The organism is Dyadobacter ginsengisoli DSM 21015 (genome assembly GCF_059568735.1).
The window spans coordinates 1,632,811-1,651,941 of the sequence record NZ_JCANTY010000001.1 but is presented as its reverse complement, the minus strand read 5'-3'; the positions used below and the strand labels follow the sequence as shown (position 1 = coordinate 1,651,941).

Below are 19,131 nucleotides of genomic sequence, written 5' to 3'. Positions count from 1 at the left end.
TTCGGGACCCGGCGAAACCCTGACCGGCTTCACCGGGCCTTCATTCTTAAACCCCAATTTTAATATGGCTGGACTGATCAGTCGACGCAATTTCATGGCTGGTACTGTGGCTTCCACGGTGGGCATCGCCACGACCACCCACTTGGCCGGTCGTGCCTACCCGGGAACAGAGGAAAGCGCGCCTGCAATGCCAAAAAGAATGCCTCTGATGGAGGAGGTTATGCGGTACAAAAAAATAGATGCGCACGCACACGTGGGCCACGGGCACGGTACCCCGAAAGAAGTCGTGGATTTCGCGGACCGCCTCGGGATTCAAAAGCTCATGGTATCCAGGCCCATGGCACCGGGAAGCGAAGGTTTGCCTTCTGAATTCAAAGCTTGTAATGAAATCATTTACAGCGCGATGAAAGAATTCCCCGACCGGCTGAATGGTATGCTGACATTGAACCCGACCCACAAACAGGAAAGCCTGGATGAAATAAAGCGATGCGTTGACCGCGGTTTTGTCGGGATGAAGCTTTATAACCACGTTAAAATAAATGACCCGCTTTTTTACCCTATTATCGAAAAATTCATTGATCTGAAAATGATCATTCTCATGCACTCGCCGATCGGGAAGGCAAGGGTGAAATTCAATGCGCGTGAGCCTAAGAATATATCCATACCGGAAGATTTTGTAGATGCAGCAAGGCGGTTCCCGGAAGCGATGTTCCAGTTTGCACACATCGGCGGTGGGATCGACTGGGAAGATGCCTGCAAAGCACTCAAAGATTCACCTAATGTATATGTGGATGTTTCAGGAAGTAATAATGAGGGTAATATGATCGATTTCGCGTTACGCTATATCGGCGAAGACAGGCTGCTTTTTGGATGTGACAATGGGTTTTACCAGGGTGTTGGCGGCATGATCGCCGCAAACCTGACGGAAGTCCAGCGTAAGAAGATCTTTTTTGAAAATTATAACAACATCTTAAAAAAGTCGGGTCACCATGTTGATTGATAGCAATGCATATGTAGGTCACTGGCCGTTCCGGCAGCTCAAAGACAATACCTGCAAAGGGCTTCTGGAGCGGATGAAGAATTATGATATCGATGTTTCCGTGGTGAGTAATCTCAATGGGGTTTTTTACAAAAATACCCAGCACGCCAACGAGGAATTGTACGATGAAATCAAATCCAGCAAGCAGTTTGGTGACCGTTTTGTCCCCTTCGCCGTCATCAACCCGATCTATAATGGCTGGAAAGACGACCTGGAAATATGCAGTACCAGGCTGGGCATGAAGGGAATACGGCTGCATCCAATTTACCACGGATACGAGTTGAACAATCCGTTTTGTATCGAGCTGGTAAAAATGGCGCGGGACAAAGGCATGGTAGTGGCGCTTTCACTCCGGATGGTCGATGCGCGCCCCAGCTCGTGGCTGGATGTGGAAAAAGAATGGTCGCTCAAAGACATTTTACCGATATTGAAAGCGGTACCGGATGCAAAATACCTGATCCTGAATGTAGCCAACAGTACTGCGCTCAATGCCGATGAGCAGGCTGTTTTTAAAAACCTCGATTTCGTCATGGACACCTCCGGGCGGAATATGGCCGATCTTGGGAACCTGCTGGTTCGGTTTGGCAAGGAAAAATTCGCATTCGGTACCCATTCTCCCATTTTCGACTATCGTACTGGATTGCTCCGTGTGGAATCATTGCGGGATCATGAAGCGGATGTAAAAACGAAAGACCTTTTAAGGTCCGAAAATATCAAACGCTTGCTAAAAATATGACTGTAATATTCAGATGTTTGCTGCTGGTATTTATGACGCTGGCGGCTGTGGAGATTGCTCTGGCAACTGCATTTTCGGAAGAGAAGAATGCGCAGCCCGGGAAAAAGCCGCACGTGGTTTTTCTGATCAGCGAGGATTCACTCAACTACGAAGCCCACAAAACGATCCCAGTTTTTGCACAAAAACTCAGGGCTGCCAATCAGTATGAAGTAACCGTTCTGCTGGGAGAAGGTACCAATAATGCATTCCGTTTTCCGGGAATGGAAATCCTGAAAAAGGCGGACCTGGTCGTTTTGTTTTCAAGAAGAATTGCCCTGTCACATGCGCAAATGCAGCTTTTTAAGGATTATCTCAAAAACGGCGGGCCGCTCGTGGCGATTCGTACCGGCAACCACGCATTTACCACGCGGGGAGAAGTAGGGAAGGATTTCTCGGCCTGGCCGGAATTTGTGGCGGATATACTGGGCTGTGGGAACTACGGGTATGGGCCTGTGGAACTTGGTACTGAAGTGTCCGTTGCCCCGGGAGCTTCCAACCACCCGATCCTGAAAAACTTCAGGTCAGGCGGTTATCACAGCATCGGAAATTTGTACCGGGTAACTCCATTGGTTGACAAAAAAGCAGTAGTTCTTTTGAATGGAAAAGCGGGGGAGGAAACGCAGCCGGTAGCGTGGACCAGAATGGCTGGTAAAAGCCGGATTTTTTACACCACATTAGGTTACCCTGCGGATTTCTCGGAAAGTCAGTTCAATACGTTGCTGGTCAATGCGATCGCCTGGGCAATTGACGGTCGGTAAGAGGGGTAGGTCCGACAAACAATTCATCATTTGAGACATTAGTTAAATGAAAAAAATAAAAACATTGACGAGACGGGAATTTGTGAAGCAAAGCTCGGTTGCGGGTATCACCGCCGTTTTAGCTCCAAACATTACCATGGCGGCTGGTATTACCAGCTTGCAGAAACCTGCCATACTCGGTGGGAAATCAGCCTGGGATCCGGTAAAATGGCCGAAATGGCCGGTCTGGAACCCTGAAACCGACGAGAAACAATTGCTGGAAGTGGTCCGGAGCGGCGTATGGTCGCGGGCCGGCGTAGTGACGCAGTTTGAAAAAGAATGGGCCGCGGCGCTCGGGGCAAAACGTTGTTTGTCAGTTGTAAATGGTACCAATGCATTGGTTGTGGCGCTCAATCAGCTGAATGTCAAAGGCGGCGATGAAGTGATCGTCCCGCCATATACTTTTATTTCGACGGTTTCATCCATTCTGTCGAATGGCGCCATGCCTGTTTTCGTGGACGTGGACCCGGCGACTTTTCAAATGGATCCGTCCAAAATCGAGGCGAAGATCACGCCCCGTACCAAAGCCATTATGGTTGTACACATTCTGGGCCTGCCCTCGGACATGGATGCGATCATGGCGATTGCGAGAAAACATAAGCTTCTCGTAGTTGAAGATGCGTGTCAGGCGCATTTGGCGGAGGTGAACAAACAAAAGGTAGGCACCATCGGGGACGCGGGCTGTTTTAGTTTTCAAAATTCCAAAAACCTGCCCATCGGTGAAGGCGGGGCGATTGTGAGCAATAACGATGGGTTTATGGACCGTTGTTTTTCTTACTCCAACCTGGGTACACCGTACGGAACCGCGGTGGGAGTAGTCGGAACCGGCAGCATTATGCAGAACACCAAAGTCCGGTTTACCGAATACCAGGCGGCGATCGGCATTGCCCAGTTAAAGCGTCTCGATGCCGAAACCACCACCCGGAACGTGAATGCAGCATATCTGAAATCGCAGATCAAAGACATTCCGGGGATTTTGCCATATCAAATGTACAAGAACGTCACACGCGCCGCATTTCACCTCTTTGCATTCCGGTACGAAAAATCGGCTTTTAAAGATTTACCGCGTGCTGCGTTCCTGAAAGCAATGCGCGCCGAGGGCGTCCCCTGTTCCAGCGGCTACATTCCATTGAACACCCAGCCTTTTATAAAAGACACATTCGGATCGACGAATTTTAAGAAAATGTATCCGAAGGAAATGCTGGATATCAACAGCTATAATGAAAGAAATAAATGCCCGTTGAACGACAAGCTATGCGCCGACGAAGCGGTATGGTTCACCCAGAACATGCTTTTGGGTACAAAGGAAGATATGGCATCGATCGCAGGGGCCATTGAAAAAGTGCATAAGAACGCAGAGCAAATTAAAAAACTCGACAATTAATGAATTTGAAATACGTAAAAGCTGCATCACTTTTGATATTGACCGCAGCGACCCTGCCGGGCATATCGCAACGTTACACCAATGCACTTTCGCCCGAGCAGGAAATGGCGACGTTCCAGCTTCATGATGCTTTTGGAGTTGAGCCATTTGTAGTGGAACCGGAAGTACTCTCGCCGATCGATATGGTATTTGATGGCAGAGGAAATATTTATGTGGTGGAAATGGGGGATTATCCCTATGATGCAAAACCGGGAAATTTCAAGGGGCGTATCCGGCTTTTGAAAGACACCAATGGCGATGGTAAGGTAGACAAATCCTATGTTTTTGCAGAAGCATTGCCCAGTGCAACTTCCGTTTTGCCATGGAAAGGCGGCATTATCGTGACTGCCGCGCCGGATATTTTGTATTTAAAGGACGAAAACGGCGATTTCAAAGCCGATACGAGAGAAGTTCTTTTCACCGGTTTTTTCGCCAAAAATTCAGAGGCTCAGATCACCAGTCTTCGTTTCGGGCCGGATAACTGGGTTTATGCCAACAACAACGGACAGGCCGGGACGATCACTTCCAGGAAACATCCGGAAAAATCGGCTGTGAATGTCGCCGGAGGGAATTTCCGGTTCCGTCCGGATCTGGGACTTTTTGAAGTGGAGTCGGGGACGGGTCAGTTCGGACAGGCGCTGGATGATGGCGGACACCGGTTTTACACGCAGAATACGCTGCATATCCAGCAATCGCCCATTGCCTGGCGTTATGCACATCGCCACGATTTTATGTCCAGCTACCGCACCGACGTCAACATTTCGGACCACGAGCTCGAAATGTTCCAGAAGTCGCCGACACCCTACTGGCGACAGCAGCGGAGCGACCGGCGGCAGGCCAAATACGATTCAATGAAAACGGGTTATAAAGAATATGCCCGCGACCATTTTACGGGTGCTTCGGGGGCTACTTTTTATGGCGGCGACGGATTTCCAAAGGAATTTTACGGTAACATTTTTACGGGTGAAGTAGCTGGTAACCTGGTCCATCGGGACGTGATCAGGTCGGTTCCCGGACAGGCTGCATTTATAGCTACACGGGCCGATGGCGAGGAGGATAAGGAATTTCTGGCTTCCTCGGATGGCTGGTTCCGGCCGGCGAATTTCACTTCCGGGCCCGACGGATATCTGTACGTGGTGGATATGTACCGCCAGCATATCGAAACGCCGGTGTCGATTCCGGAGGACCTGAAAAAAGACATGGATTTCGCAAATGGCGAACAGTACGGGCGCATCTGGCGGATTTTCCCAAAAGGAGGGGAGAAACGCAGCGTTGCGATTCCTGATCTGGACGGAGAAAAGCCGGAAGAACTGGCCGCATTATTAAACCATCCCAACCAATGGTGGCGGCTGAATGCGCAGCGGTTGTTACTTGAAAAGCAGGATAAAAGTGTAGTGCCCGCACTGCAAAATGTCTTCTCTGAAAGTCCCGACGCAAATGCCCGATTACATGCATTTTATGCATTGGACGGTATGAATGCACTGGATGCGAAATTGATAAAAGCCGCATTGAGCAACAAGAATCCCGGTTTACGCGAACACGCGCTGGTATTGGCTGAAAAATCCTCCGACTTTCTGCCGGATGTAATACGCCTGACTACGGATGCAAACCCGCAGGTTGCTTATCAGGCCTGTTTGAGCCTGGGGCAGTTTACCGGTAAAGAAGCGATGGCTGCTTTGGCACAGATTGCGGAAAAAAATATCGAAGAACCCATGTTCAGACTGGCTGTACTGAGTTCACTGCCAGGCTCATCGCCTGAATTCACGGAAATGCTTGGTAGCCGTAACGTTTTCAAAAATTCAACGCCGGGCAAACTGAAGTATGTGGAAGACCTCGGATATATTGCCGGGGCACGGAATGGGAAAAATGAAATGGGAAAGCTGCTTTCCGCGCTGGAAAATGCGGATAAGGATATGCAGGCAGCGGCTTTGACCGGATTGGCAAAAGGGATCAAAAGATCGAAGAATAAATCAGCCCCCGATAAAGGTGTGAGCAAAACCTTACAGAAATGGAGCAACGACGGCGCCGACAATGTAAAGAAGGCAGTGGAATCGGTACGTAAGGCATTGGATATTTGATAAATAAAATTGAAAACGAGCGGTCGGGTGAGCATATCCGACCTGAAATTTGAATAGTATGGGTGAGATAAAAAGTCGCAGGATTTTTCTGCAAAAATGCTGCTCGCTGGGAATGACCGGCGCAGGTATGGTGCTGCTGGCAAGTTGTGGGAGCAGTAAAAAGACAGTTTCAAAAGCGGCGATTCCAAAGGCCGCCAAGGAAAATCCCTGCGACGATCTGACTGGCGTGGACCCCGTGGATGTTGAAAAAAGGAAAGCATTAGGTTATGTCAATCTGGCCCCGTCACCCGACAAGCAATGCGATGCCTGTAAACTATGGGTACCCGTTGCCGAGGGAAAAGAATGCGGCGGCTGCCTGCTTTTCGCCGGTCCGGTTTCGCCCGAAGGGAATTGTACCTACTGGGTGCCGCAGGTTTAGGAGAAATCCGGTAACGTTCAGATTACTTACTATACCACAGGTTACCGCTAATCTTTTGTATACTACTATACTTTAAATAGTAATGATCTTTAAGTTTATACTGTCAAACACGATCATTCATATTTAAATTTTAGTCTGATGTCAAAAGTTATCTGGAATATTGATCCACTGCATTCCGAAGTACAGTTTAAGGTAAAACATCTCGTCATTTCAACTGTAACAGGTTCATTCAAGTCTTTTAGCGGGAGCGCGGTTACCGACGGCGACGATTTTACAAATGCAGAAATTGAGCTGACGATCGATGTCGACAGTGTAGATACCGGCCAGCCGGGGCGCGACGAGCATTTGAAGAACGGGGATTTTTTTGAAACGGAAACCTATCCTCAGTTTACCTTCAAATCCACTTCATTTGCCAAGTCCAAAGGGGATTTGTATAAGCTGACCGGCCATCTCACTATCAAGGGAATCACGAAGGAAGTGGAACTGGAAGCTGAATAGGGCGGAACCGAAAGAGATCCCTGGGGCAATACCAAGGTGGGATTTGAAGTAACCGGCACGATCGACCGGAAGGATTTCAATGTGACTTTCAACTCACTGACTGAAACCGGAGGATTGGCTTTGGGCGAGCATATCAAGATCCTCGCCAATGTGCAGCTTGCAAAACAGGAGGTTGCAGTGCAGGAGCTAGAAAATCAGGCATAGTTAATTACAGAAATTGTCCACCCGTCGTTGTATTGCAGAGCGATGTGGTGGACATCAGTACTGGGCCCTGGTTTACGCTCCCACCAAACTAATCGCCTTTACTTCCTTCATTATGCCCAATTTAATTCTTCAAAATATTATTTTTGTGGAATTTGCTTTGCTAAAAACCGCGCGATACTTTTAGGATAAATTTCCGTGAAGGTTAAAGCCGAAAATGATGAGGGAAATATCCGCCACAGAGGACAGCCTGCTGATGCTTCAGATCCGGGAGGGTAACCGGGATGCTTTCGACACATTGTACCGGAAACATTGGAAGGCCGTATATAATGCAGCTTACAAGCGCCTGGGCAATTATGATCAGGCAAAGGATATCGCCCAGGATGTGTTTATCCAGTTCTGGACTCAGCAGACCTCGCGTTCTTCGGCCCACCCGATCGACAATGTGTCGGCTTACCTCTATGTCGCGGTCCGCAATCAGGTGTTGAAATGGATGGAGCGCGAGAAGAAATTTGTCCCGATCCCGGAGCTGCTTCTGCATTTGGAAAGCCGGCGGGACCATGCCGATGCGCAGGTCCGGTATAATGAGCTGCGCGCCGCTTTCGACAATGTCGTGAACCAGTTTCCGCAGCAGCAGCAGGTTATATTCCGGATGCGCTACGATTATGATCTTTCCAGTGACGAAATCGCCGATAAGCTAAACGTTTCCCCAAAAACGGTCCGTAACCAGCTTGGCAGGGCGATGTCGAAGCTAAAAACCGCGCTTTTCATCGCGATGGCGTGCATGTGCTCCTTCTCTTTTGCGGCCTGAGAGCTGCTTTTCGAAAAAGTACAAAAAAATATTTCCCCCGGGCGTGGGCGGATTTCGGTTTTTCGGAACATACTGTTAAGATCAGTTATTTCAACTGGTATTAATCAGAATGTTCAAAGGATCAAAACCCTGACATGCAGCAAGAACAATTTTTAAAGATTCTGGAAAAATACCGGACGGGGAAAGCCACCAGGGAAGAAGCCGACCTGATTAACGCATACTACAATGCATTTGAAATTCAGGCGGATATTCTGGATACTATGCCGGAAAGTGATCAGGAAAAACTGGGGCTGGAAATCAAACAATACATTGATGAAAAGTCGCCTGAGAAAACGGAGATCGTTCTTCCGGTAGCGGAAAAGAAACTCCCGCTTTGGTCGGCCTATGCCGCGGCAGTACTCGTTCTGCTGGCTTCTGCCTTTCTTTTTTTTAGATACAATGAAAAAGCGGAGCCGGAGGTTGCCTATGCAAAGAACGAGCAGAAGGTAATTAAGCCTAATAATTTTGTCCAGCTCCCCGACGGCAGCACGGTTATCCTCACGGCAGGTAGCAAAATCGATTATCCGGATTCATTCGACAATAGGAAAAAACGGGAGGTATACCTTTCGGGAGAAGGGTATTTCGACATCCGGCACAATCCCGCCAAGCCGTTTATCGTACATGCAGGCAAATTATCGACGACGGTACTCGGCACGGCATTCAACATTAAAGCGTTGCCGGGAGATGAAAGTATAATCGTAACCGTTACTCGGGGAAAGGTAAAAGTGAGCGATCCTGATAAAACTTTTGGAACGCTGATACCCGATCAGCAGATCATTTATAACACCGCAAACCGGGAAGCTGTGCAGACGAAAGTAGATGCCGAAAAAGCGGTTGAATGGAAGCGGGAGGATCTTTTGTTCGACGACGTGACAGTCTCGAATGCAGCCAGACTTATCGAAGAACGGTTTCAGGTTAAGATCCGGATCGATGGTGACAGGCTGAAAAGCCAGCGTTTTACCACCACTTTTGGAAAGGATGAAACGCTTGAAAGTGTATTGAAAAGCATTACGGAATTCAACGACGCGCGTTATGTATTGGATCCCGAAAACAAACAAGTAATCATTTCCCCCAACTAACCCTTACTCCGTATTCCCTAATCCTTAACCCCAAATCCTATGCACAGTTTTACTTTTAGAAAATGGAAGAAGCTTATGCGAGTTTCACTGATTTTGTCACTGACTGTTCTGGCGACTTCGCAACTGCTGAACGCCTCTACCCTTAACGGGCAGAATCTGGAAACCGCAGAGGTAGCCATCGCCCTGAAAAACGGTACGCTCGTAGATGTATTCCATCATATCGAACAGCAGACCCCGTTCCGGTTTATGTACCGCAAGCAGGATGTGAAGCATATCAATGAGCTGGAACTCAAAGGCGGAAAGGTTACCGTGGAAAAACTCCTGATTCAACTTCTTACACCTAACCGGCTGACTTACAAGCAAGTCGATAGAAGGATATTGATCAGCACGATGAAAGAGGCGAACCAAACGGGAAGTACAGACAAGCAACCGCAGGATGCCGATGTTCCCGTGAAAGGCAGGGTAACCGAAGAAAAAGGAGGCGCATTACCAGGAGTGAGCATTCTGGTGAAAGGTGGCCAGCGCGGCACTGTGACAGACGTAAATGGCGATTATTCACTGGATGTTTCCGAAAGCGAGAGAGCAAGTGGTACGCTGACTCTTATTTTTTCCTTCGTCGGGTACGTACCCCAAGAGGTTATTGTGGGAAATAAGACTTCTGTGGACGTTGTTTTGCTGCCCGACACAAAAGCATTGGAAGAGCTTGTGGTAGTGGGGTACGGCACGCAGAAAAAGACCTCCGTCACTGCTGCGATTTCGTCCATGACAGGCAGCGAGGTAGCGTCCACACCGATTACCAATCTGAGCAATGGACTCGGTGGCAGAATGTCGGGTGTGATTTTTCGTCAGGGTTCTGGCGAGCCGGGCCGGGACGCATCGAGTATTTACATCCGGGGTATCGCCACTACGGGCAACAGTCAGCCTTTACTGGTAGTCGACAATATCCCGCGGGCGTTTCAGGATCTGGATCCCAATTCAGTTGAAAGTATCACGGTTTTAAAGGATGCGGCGGCGGTTGCGCCATATGGTGTGGCTGGCGCGAACGGGGTAATTCTGGTGACCACGAAAAAAGGAAAAGCAGGCGCTCCGACGCTCACCTACAATGGGTACATGGGATTTCAAAACCCAACCGTACTCACAAAATATCCGAATTCGTTCGAATATGCATCGCTGCTCAATGCGGCTTCCAAAAACGAAGGCCTGCCGGCAAAATACTCCGACGCCGATCTTCAGAAATTCAAGGATGGTTCGGACCCTGTAAATTTCCCGAACAACAGCCCTTGGGACCTTGTCAATAAGAATACGGCCCTCACCAGCCACAACCTGGAAGTTTCGGGTGGTACAGACCTCGTTCAATATTATGGAAGCCTTGGTTATCAGTATGAAGCCGGGTTGTTCGGTGCTACCTATCAGCATCGTTTTAATCTTAATTTCAGTCTGGATGCGCAGGTTACCAAAACAACCAAAGTCTCGCTGTCGCTGAAAGGCCGCGAGCAAAACAACCATTATCCGTCGTCGACCACCGACAGGATGTTTATTACCATTACCAATGCAAACCCTACCTGGACCCAGATCCATCCAAATGGCCTGGTAGGCAACCTGCTGGCGGGATTAATCAAAACGGATGGTTATCGTAAGATCAATACTTCGCAGATTTTCTCGCAGCTTTCCGTAGAGCAGGACCTGACCTTTATCAAGGGTTTGAAACTCAAAGGTTCGGTGGCCTATGACCCGACCACAACTTTTAACAAAAACTGGCTGACCCCGGTTGCGATATGGGCGCCGGACGCTGCCGGGCAGTACAATGTCTCTTATGGCGAGCGGGCTGCCGCCGAACTGACCGAGGGTTACGTTCGCGCCAATCAACTTACATTCCAGGGAAGCCTGAATTATGGCCGTTCATTTGGTAAGCACTATGTCGGTTTTTTAGGCCTGTTTGAGGCAAAAGGAAATGACCAGAATACGTTTGGGGCAACCCGGAAAAACTACGGCCTGAGCATCGACGAACTGAATATGGGTAGCTCCAATCAGGCGGATATTTCCAACACGGGCGGTTCGTCCAGAGCCAGACAAGTCGGCCTTGTTTACCGCGGGCAGTATGATTATGATGGAAAATACCTCTTCGAGGCCAGCGGACGGTATGACGGCAGCTACTACTTCGCGCCCGGCCAAAAATTCGGTTTTTTCCCTGCATTCTCGCTGGGATGGAGAATTTCGGAAGAGAATTTTATGAAAGGAAATGTTAACTGGATCAATAACCTCAAATTGAGGGCATCTTATGGAGAAGTGGGCGCACTGGCCGGCAGCGCTTTTCAGTACCTGAGTACGTATGGCGTGTATGGCCCGGCGTATGTTCTTGGCGGAAAGGCAGTTCAGGGGATCAGCGAGCGTGCGGAGTCCAATCCGAACATTACCTGGGAGCGGGCCAAGAAAACCGATATCGGCCTCGAGGCAACACTCTGGAAGGGCCTGCTGACGATCGAGGCAGACTATTTTTATGAAAAACGATCCAATATGCTGACCACACCAGACGTGACCGTTCCGGCAGAATACGGTATCGGGCTGAGCCAGGTAAATGCTGGTGTGATGGAAAACCGCGGGATCGACCTTTCCATTGGTACTGAATACAATGTGACCAAAGATCTGCACGTGTCCCTGACCGGGAATTTTACATATGCAAAAAATACGCTGCTGAAAGTTTTTGAAACCGCATCCACGTTTGGTAACCCAAACCGGAAAAGAACAGGAAGACCGCTCGGCACGCAGTTTGGCTATCAATCCCTGGGCTTTTTCCAGGTCGATGACTTCACCGAAACCGGCGCATTGAAGCCCGGCATCGCCACGCAGCCGTGGGGGAAGGTACTTCCCGGCGACATTCGTTACAAGGATATGAACGGGGATGGTGTGATCAATACGGATGATGAGACGGTGATCGGCAAGCCTGATGTTCCGCAGATCATTTATGGGGTAATGCCGAATATTTCCTATAAAGGTCTGTCTTTGAACCTATTGTTTCAGGGAGCTGCGAAAACCAATTTCTACACCAGTCTGTATTCTGCATGGGCTTTCTACGGAGGAACGGTACCGGTAAAAGAAAACCTGAATTACTGGACACCGGAAAATACCAATGCATTGAACCCCCGGATCACCAGCGCGCCTACCACTAACAATACGCAGATGTCTTCATTCTGGATGCGGAATTCGAGCTATCTGAGATTGAAGAGCGCCATGCTTTCCTACTCCATTCCTTCACAGCTGATGAGCAAAGTGCATATGAAGAACGCCCGCGTTTTTGTTTCGGGACAAAACCTGCTGACCTGGACAAAGATCGTGAATTACGATCCCGAGAACATTGTCAATTCGGGGCTTAATTACCCTCAGCAACGGGTGGTTTCACTGGGTATGAACGTTACTTTTTAATTCAACAGATCAAAAAAATCAGACATGAAAGCCATAAATCACTACCTGTATTCAGCCTTTGCCGTGCTGTTGCTGGGCTACGGACTTGCCTCCTGCGACAACTACCTGGATGTTTCACCGACCGACCAGGTCTCGGATAACAACGCCTGGTCCACGACGGGCAATGCCGATATGTTCCTGAATGACATTTACGGAAGTCTGCCCGGCTCATTTACCACCAACGATCCGGATGAGAGCTTTTCGGACAATACCATGCGGGGATCTTCATCAGGCTACAGTTTTACGGCTTACGCCAAATCAAGTTATACGCCAGGCTCGGTCCGTGACGACTGGACTACGAATTACACGAAAATCCGGAAATGCAATCTCTTTATCGAAAAGGTCACAGCAAGCGCATTACCCGCAGCCTGGAAGACCACCCGCATTGCGGAAGCGCGGTTTTTGAGAGCTTATTTTTATCAATTGTTATGGATACGTTACGGCGGTGTGCCCATTATCACCGAGGTATTGAACCGCGCCGAGCAGGGCGATGAAATATTCAGAGAACGCAGCACGTCGGATGAAACGTTTAAGTTTATCACCGACGAATGCGCCGCCATTGCCGCCGACCTGCCGCTCACGGCCGATAAAGGAAGAGCCAGCAAAGGTGCCGCACTTACACTCAAAGGCTGGTGTGAACTGTTTCAGGCGAGCCCGTTAAAAAACCCGTCAAATGACAAAGCAAGATGGGCTACTGCCGCTGTTACCAATAAGCAGGTCATGGACCTGAATAAGTATAGCCTGTTCCCGGACCTTGAAACGTTATTTTTCGAGGAAAATAACAATAACGTAGAAGTCATTTTCGATAAAGCGTACCTGGGCGGAACCACATTGGGTTCGAGCCGGGAAGGGTTGCATGGGGCCTGGATGGTAGGTGGAACACAGCGTGCGTGGAGTGCACCGAACCCCACCCAGGAGATCGTAGATTCCTATTACATGGCAAACGGACTGCCTATTACCGACCCTGCGTCGGGCTATGATCCCCAAAATCCGTATCTGAACCGCGAGAAGCGTTTTTATCAGTCCATTATCTATGACGGAAGTAAATGGCTGGGTTTTGAAATGGAAATGTGGATCGGGTCGGGTTCGCGAAACACCCTCGACCTGTCGAGCGCCAACGAGGCTACCAACACCGGTTATTATCTCAAAAAAGGCCTGAATCCCAAGTATGAATTTGCGAGCGGCGATCAGCGGCTCAGCAGCGCCAGCTTTATTATTTTCAGGTACGCAGAAGTACTGCTCAGCTACGCGGAAGCAAAAAATGAAGAAGCCGGGCCTGACGCTACCGTTTACAGTGCGGTGAACAAAGTACGTGAGCGCTCGGGATTACCGGCACTAAAATCCGGCCTGACACAGGCGCAGATGCGTGCATTTATCCAGCAGGAAAGAAGGGTTGAACTTGCCTTCGAAGAAAGACGCTGGCCTGACCTGTTAAGGCTCAAATTGGCTGAAACAACACTCAATGGCCAGTTTCATGCAATGAAAATCGTCAAAGAGGGCGGTAAAAAGGTATATTCGGTAATAGAAGCGCCCAATGGCGGCAGGCTGTTTTTTGCCAACAAAAATTACCTTCTGCCCATTCCGCAGGCTGTTTTGGATAAAAATGCGAAGCTGAAACAAAATCCAAACTATTGAGACCAATATGCGTCGAGCCCGCGACCGTTCAGGAATAAATTACATCAGGAACATCTGTCAGCTATTTGCCTGGCTGGTACTCCTTTTGGCTCAAAACTCGCTGGCGCAGCCGGACACGGTCCGGTTATCGACCTTTGATATTGACGTGACGCCTCCCGTGGGAAGCCATTTATCCTACGATCCCGAAATCAACAAATGGGACCTGGGGTTAAGGGCAAAAGGAATCGTATTATTTGGGTCAGGGTTACCCATTGTTTTGTGTGCGGTAGACTGGCTTGGTATCAGCAATGAAGGCATGGATGAGTTCAAAAATGCGTTAGCTGCTGCGGCCGGAACGACCCCGCAGCGCGTAAGTGTGAATGTGCTGCACCAGCACGATGCCCCCCGGTACGATGCCGGTGCCGAGCAGGTACTTCTTGAGGCGGGGATCGATCCCGCGTTCATTAATCCAACCCAGTTTAACGGAGACTTCCCTCGGCAGGCCCTGCGGGAGCTTACAATGGCTGTCAGAAATTCCATCAGCAACTCCCGGCCAGTTACCCACCTGGGGCTGGGGAAATCAAAAGTGTATAAGGTCGCTTCCAACAGGAACATATATGGCCCTGACGGCAATGTAAGAGTGACCCGGATGTCAACGACCAAAGACCCGGCGATCCGCGCAGAACCCGAAGGATTGATTGACCCGGAGCTGTCACTGGTGAGTTTCTGGAATGGCGATAAGCCCGTTGCCGTAATATCATACTACGCCACGCATCCTCAGAGCTATTACCGAACCGGTGTAGTCAATCCCGATTTCCCGGGTGTAGCCCGTTTTTACCGCCAGCTCGCTGAGCCGGAAGCATTGCACATTCATTTCAATGGAGCGGGCGGGAACATCGCTGCCGGTAAGTACAACGACGGCTCCCCCAAAAACCGGCTTCTCTTCGCCGAAAGGCTGGCAGAAGGTATGAAACTTGCCTGGGAGGCCACCAGACGTGAAGTGATAAAACCGGATGATATCGACTGGACGGTAGTTCCCGTGGCATTACCGCCTGCCAAACATCTTTACAAAGTGAAAGAAAACCTGGCATCAGGAAATGCGGCCCTGCTCGAAAACAATGGAAACGCGGGCAAGATTGCCTGGCTCCGACGCTGCGAGAGTGGCAAAAAGCTGGATCTGGCATGTCTGAAACTTAAAAATGCCAGGATACTGTATATGCCTGGGGAGCTTTTTGTGGAATACCAACTTGCGGCCAAAGCGAAAAGACCGGACCTTTTTGTGGCCATGGCTGCCTATGGCGACCTGGGCGCAGGCTACATCGGGACAGCCGACGCATATAAAAAAGGCGGCTATGAGGTAAGCGATCGCGCCTCGAATGTTGCGCCGGAAGTGGAGGGTGTGCTGATGAAAGCCATGTTTCAGCTATTACAAAAATAGTGAAGTGACCATGCCCGACATGCCGGCACACCCGGAAAGAATTTAAAAAACAAACTATGCTAAAAATCATTTCAACCGGTTCCGATTTTGAGAGAGAGACTCTGCTGCGTCCGTTTGGATTTAAAGGCGGTTACCTGACCGAGCTCTGGCAAACCGTATCGAGGCTTTCGACCGAAAATCACGAGGGTATCGGGTTGGCAACCCAGAGTGTTTTGTATGGAGACGCTGACCTTTTCAGCCATCATTCGGAGGCCGCCGGAAATGCGCTCATGTATGTGTTGACGGAAAAAGCGTTGTTGCTTGCCCGCGAGATTCCATTTGCCGATCCCGTTGCGCTCATGGATGAGCTGATTTCCAGACTCGGTCCCATAGCCGCTAGCCTGACCGACAAACCGGATCTGAGTGTGAATTTTATGTTGAATGCACTCGTCAGTGTGGATAATGCCGCGTGGCTTTTATATGCGCGTGAAAATGGGTTCACCAATTACAGCGATATGATACCTCAGGCTTACAAAGCAGCGCTTTCTTACCGAAACCCGAAGGTGGGCGTGATGTTCCAGGTCCCGTATGGAATGCCGGTGCGGGAGATTTTACAGGCAGTGGATAAAGGTTATTTTGTCATAAAAATAAAAACAGGGCAGCCGGGAAACCAATCGGAAATGCTGGAAAAGGATAAAGCGCGGCTGGCGGAAATTCATCAGGCATTAAAGGATAAAATCAGCCCGGAAACCAAGAGCGGTAAGATCCTCTATACCCTCGATTCCAACGGCCGGTACCAGAAAAGGGAAACCCTTGAAAGGCTCATCGACCACGCGAACAAAATCGGCGCGTTTTCCCATATCCTGTTCATCGAAGAGCCACTTCCCGAAACCAGCGACGAGCCGGTGGGCGGGCTGGGCCTGCGGATCGCTGCCGACGAGCGGGCCAACGACGAGGCCAGTACACGCAGATGCATGGAGCTGGGCTACGGCGCCATTATCCTCAAAGGTGTAGCCAAAACGCTGAGTCTTTCCATGAAAATTGCCCGTATCGCCCATGAATACCAGGTTCCATGTGCCTGCTCGGATCTCACCGTCAATCCTGCATTGGTGGAATGGCATAAGAACCTGGCGGCGCGGCTTGCGCCGTTTCCGGATCTGGGAATGGGGTTACTGGAAACGAACGGGGATATGAACTACAAAAACTGGGACGCAATGCGGGCCTATCTTCCCGGTTCGGGGGCCGGCTGGGCGAGTGCAGAAAAGGGCGTTTTTCGCCTCAATCAGGATTTTTACGATCGCAGCGGGGGAATTTTTGACGTTATCCCGCATTATCAATCGCTTTTTCATAAATAAGAACAAATGAAATTTATATCCAGCGCAACACTTACGCTTCTTTCACTTGCTATACCGGGTTTGCCGGCCTTTTCCCAGCGTTATCCCAAGGCACTTTCGCCGCAGGAATCGATGGCTACTTTTCAGCTTCATGATGCATTCGGTATCGAACCTTTTGTCTCGGAACCCGACGTAATGTCTCCCGTGGATATGGTTTTTGACGACAACGGAAATATCTATGTCGTGGAAATGGGCGATTATCCTTATGATGCGAAACCTGGAAATTTCAAAGGCAGGATCCGGCTTTTGAAAGATAGTAACGGCGATGGAAAGATAGATAAGTCGTATGTGTACGCGGAAGGTTTGCCCAGCGCAACGTCCGTGCTTCCATGGAAAGGAGGCGTTATCGTGGCCGCCGCGCCGGACATTTTGTATTTGAAAGATACCAACGGGGATTTCAAAGCAGATAGCCGCGAAGTGCTTTTTACAGGATTTTTTGCAAGAAACTCAGAAGCACAGATCACCAGTCTGCGTTTTGGCGCCGACAACTGGATATATGCCAATAACAACGGACAAACCGGGCAGATTACCTCGCCGAAATGGCCAGACAAGTCCGCCGTGCAGGTAGGCGGAGGCAGTTTTCGCTTCCGGATGGATCTTGGCCTCTTTGAGCAGGAGTCAGGTACGGGACAGTTTGGCCAGGCGATCGACGACTGGGGCCACCGTTTTTATACCCAAAACACCCTGCACATTCAGCAGTCGCCCCTCGCCGGACGATATGTGAGGCGCCACCCGTACCTGCCGAGCAACCGTACGGATGTGAATGTTTCGGACCATGAGCTGGAAATGTTCCAGAAGTCGGCCACGCCGTATTGGCGCCAGCAGCGCAGTGACCGCCGCCAGGCTAAATACGATTCATTAAAAACCGGTAACAAAGAGTATGCGCGCGACCATTTCACCGGCGCGTCGGGCGCGACTTACTATGGAGGCGATGCGTTCCCCGAGTCGTTTTACGGCTCTGTTTTTACCGGGGATGTTGCCGGAAACCTGGTGCACCGCGATGTGATCAAATCGATAGCCGGGCAGCCTTCCTATACCGCAACGCGTAGTGCGGAGGAGAAGGATAAGGAATTTCTTGCCTCTACCGATAACTGGTTCAGGCCTGTGAACATGGCGCTGGGGCCGGATGGTTACCTTTATCTGATCGATATGTACCGGCAGCATATCGAAACACCGGTGTCCATTCCGGAGGATCTGAAAACGGATATGGATTTTGCCAATGGCGAGCAATATGGCCGGATCTGGCGCATTTTCCCTAAAAGCGGCGAAAAGAGAAATATGCAGTTGCCTGATCTTGGCAGTAAAAGTTCTGCGGAACTCGTCCCGCTTTTATCCCACCCAAACCAATGGTGGCGGCTGACTACTCAGCGTTTGCTGCTGGAAAAGCAGGATAAGAGTATCCTAACCACACTAAAAAGGGCCTTTTCGGAAACGAAGGATGCGCGCGGCCGTTTGCACATCATGTATGCACTCGAAGGCATGGGCGCACTGGACGAGGGAATGGTCGGCAGTGCGTTGGCTGACAGCCACCCGGGAATGCGTGAACACGGACTGGTACTCGCGGAAAAGTATCCGAAGTTCCTGCCGGAAATCATCAAACTGACAAACGATCCTTCTCCGCAGGTTGCTTATCAGGCAAGTTTAAGCCTGGGGCAGTTTCAGGGAAAAGAGGTCATGCAGGTATTGGCGAACGTGGCCGGAAAAAATGCAGAGCAACCGCTGTACAGGTTATCGGTACTCAGTTCTGTGACGGGTAGTTCAGCTGAAATGGCTGAATTGCTGGCAGGGGGTAGTTTTTTTGATCATGTATCTCCGGGGAAGTTGAAGTTTGCGGAAGATTTTGGCTACATCACCGGGTCGCGAAATGGCAAGAATGAGATCGGCAGACTGCTGGCGGTTTTGGAGAATAAAGATAAAGGCTATCAGGCAGCGGCATTGGACGGACTTGCAAAAGGTATTAAACGGTCGCAGAACCGCACTGAACCGGAAAAGAGTTTGATCAAAACTTTGCAGAAAATGGAGGATAAATCTAGTGAAGAAGTGAAAAAAGCGGTAAAATCGGTGAAAAAGGCATTAAACATCGGATGAG

Annotated in this window: 13 protein-coding genes and 1 pseudogene; all 14 read left to right on the top strand. The window is 49.8% G+C overall.

Translation table 11 applies throughout. The features are described from left to right. Positions 1–64 precede the first annotated feature (64 nt). Positions 65–1,000 carry an amidohydrolase family protein gene (locus BP71_RS06285; protein ID WP_496377694.1) on the top strand — a complete coding sequence of 312 codons (936 nt, stop codon included), beginning with the start codon at positions 65–67 and terminating at the stop codon, positions 998–1,000. Beyond that, a complete protein-coding gene (locus BP71_RS06280) occupies positions 990–1,775 on the top strand; it encodes an amidohydrolase family protein (protein WP_496377693.1) in 786 nt (261 codons plus the stop codon). Before BP71_RS06285 ends, BP71_RS06280 begins: the two co-directional genes overlap by 11 nt. Then, a complete protein-coding gene (locus tag BP71_RS06275; RefSeq protein WP_496377692.1) occupies positions 1,772–2,572 on the top strand; it encodes a ThuA domain-containing protein in 801 nt (266 codons plus the stop codon). The genes BP71_RS06280 and BP71_RS06275 overlap by 4 nt, the downstream gene beginning before the upstream one ends. Before the next feature lie 46 nt (positions 2,573–2,618). Then, positions 2,619–3,995, top strand: a complete 1,377-nt coding sequence (locus BP71_RS06270) for a DegT/DnrJ/EryC1/StrS family aminotransferase (RefSeq protein WP_496377691.1) — start codon at positions 2,619–2,621, stop codon at positions 3,993–3,995. Continuing rightward, positions 3,995–6,112: a PVC-type heme-binding CxxCH protein gene (locus BP71_RS06265; protein ID WP_496377690.1), complete on the top strand. Its 2,118-nt coding sequence runs from the start codon at positions 3,995–3,997 to the stop codon at positions 6,110–6,112. The genes BP71_RS06270 and BP71_RS06265 overlap by 1 nt, the downstream gene beginning before the upstream one ends. A 58-nt stretch (positions 6,113–6,170) precedes the next feature. Next, complete coding sequence (locus BP71_RS06260) at positions 6,171–6,530, top strand: high-potential iron-sulfur protein (RefSeq protein WP_496377689.1); 360 nt, start codon at positions 6,171–6,173, stop codon at positions 6,528–6,530. Between the two features lie 138 nt (positions 6,531–6,668). Further along, positions 6,669–7,232: pseudogene (locus BP71_RS06255) on the top strand (YceI family protein). Between the two features lie 217 nt (positions 7,233–7,449). After that, the gene (locus BP71_RS06250) at positions 7,450–8,040 is read left to right on the top strand and encodes an RNA polymerase sigma factor (RefSeq protein WP_496377688.1); all 591 of its coding nucleotides are present in this window, start codon (positions 7,450–7,452) and stop codon (positions 8,038–8,040) included. 134 nt (positions 8,041–8,174) lie between these two features. Continuing rightward, positions 8,175–9,158 carry a FecR family protein gene (locus BP71_RS06245; protein WP_496377687.1) on the top strand — a complete coding sequence of 328 codons (984 nt, stop codon included), beginning with the start codon at positions 8,175–8,177 and terminating at the stop codon, positions 9,156–9,158. A 75-nt stretch (positions 9,159–9,233) separates the two neighbouring features. Then, a complete protein-coding gene (locus BP71_RS06240; protein ID WP_496377686.1) occupies positions 9,234–12,578 on the top strand; it encodes a SusC/RagA family TonB-linked outer membrane protein in 3,345 nt (1,114 codons plus the stop codon). Positions 12,579–12,602: 24 nt separating this feature from the next. Beyond that, positions 12,603–14,252, top strand: coding sequence for a RagB/SusD family nutrient uptake outer membrane protein (locus BP71_RS06235; RefSeq protein ID WP_496377685.1), 1,650 nt, complete (start codon positions 12,603–12,605; stop codon positions 14,250–14,252). Between the two features lie 7 nt (positions 14,253–14,259). Then, the gene (locus tag BP71_RS06230) at positions 14,260–15,669 is read left to right on the top strand and encodes a hypothetical protein (protein ID WP_496377684.1); all 1,410 of its coding nucleotides are present in this window, start codon (positions 14,260–14,262) and stop codon (positions 15,667–15,669) included. A gap of 56 nt (positions 15,670–15,725) precedes the next feature. Beyond that, entirely contained in the window at positions 15,726–17,003 is a 1,278-nt protein-coding gene (locus tag BP71_RS06225; protein WP_496377683.1) for an enolase C-terminal domain-like protein, read from the top strand. Positions 17,004–17,009: 6 nt separating this feature from the next. Continuing rightward, on the top strand, positions 17,010–19,130 hold the full coding sequence (locus BP71_RS06220; protein ID WP_496377682.1) for a PVC-type heme-binding CxxCH protein: 2,121 nt from the start codon (positions 17,010–17,012) through the stop codon (positions 19,128–19,130). Position 19,131 lies beyond the last annotated feature (1 nt).

What these genes read in the sequence shown, in the direction of transcription:
- BP71_RS06235 (WP_496377685.1), top strand. Translation starts at nt 12,603, where the DNA reads ATGAAAGCCATAAATCACTACCTGTATTCAGCCTTTGCCGTGCTGTTG.
- BP71_RS06220 (WP_496377682.1), top strand. Translation starts at nt 17,010, where the DNA reads ATGAAATTTATATCCAGCGCAACACTTACGCTTCTTTCACTTGCTATA.
- BP71_RS06230 (WP_496377684.1), top strand. Translation starts at nt 14,260, where the DNA reads ATGCGTCGAGCCCGCGACCGTTCAGGAATAAATTACATCAGGAACATC.
- BP71_RS06245 (WP_496377687.1), top strand. Translation starts at nt 8,175, where the DNA reads ATGCAGCAAGAACAATTTTTAAAGATTCTGGAAAAATACCGGACGGGG.
- BP71_RS06285 (WP_496377694.1), top strand. Translation starts at nt 65, where the DNA reads ATGGCTGGACTGATCAGTCGACGCAATTTCATGGCTGGTACTGTGGCT.
- BP71_RS06265 (WP_496377690.1), top strand. Translation starts at nt 3,995, where the DNA reads ATGAATTTGAAATACGTAAAAGCTGCATCACTTTTGATATTGACCGCA.
- BP71_RS06260 (WP_496377689.1), top strand. Translation starts at nt 6,171, where the DNA reads ATGGGTGAGATAAAAAGTCGCAGGATTTTTCTGCAAAAATGCTGCTCG.
- BP71_RS06280 (WP_496377693.1), top strand. Translation starts at nt 990, where the DNA reads ATGTTGATTGATAGCAATGCATATGTAGGTCACTGGCCGTTCCGGCAG.
- BP71_RS06270 (WP_496377691.1), top strand. Translation starts at nt 2,619, where the DNA reads ATGAAAAAAATAAAAACATTGACGAGACGGGAATTTGTGAAGCAAAGC.
- BP71_RS06250 (WP_496377688.1), top strand. Translation starts at nt 7,450, where the DNA reads ATGAGGGAAATATCCGCCACAGAGGACAGCCTGCTGATGCTTCAGATC.
- BP71_RS06240 (WP_496377686.1), top strand. Translation starts at nt 9,234, where the DNA reads ATGCGAGTTTCACTGATTTTGTCACTGACTGTTCTGGCGACTTCGCAA.
- BP71_RS06225 (WP_496377683.1), top strand. Translation starts at nt 15,726, where the DNA reads ATGCTAAAAATCATTTCAACCGGTTCCGATTTTGAGAGAGAGACTCTG.
- BP71_RS06275 (WP_496377692.1), top strand. Translation starts at nt 1,772, where the DNA reads ATGACTGTAATATTCAGATGTTTGCTGCTGGTATTTATGACGCTGGCG.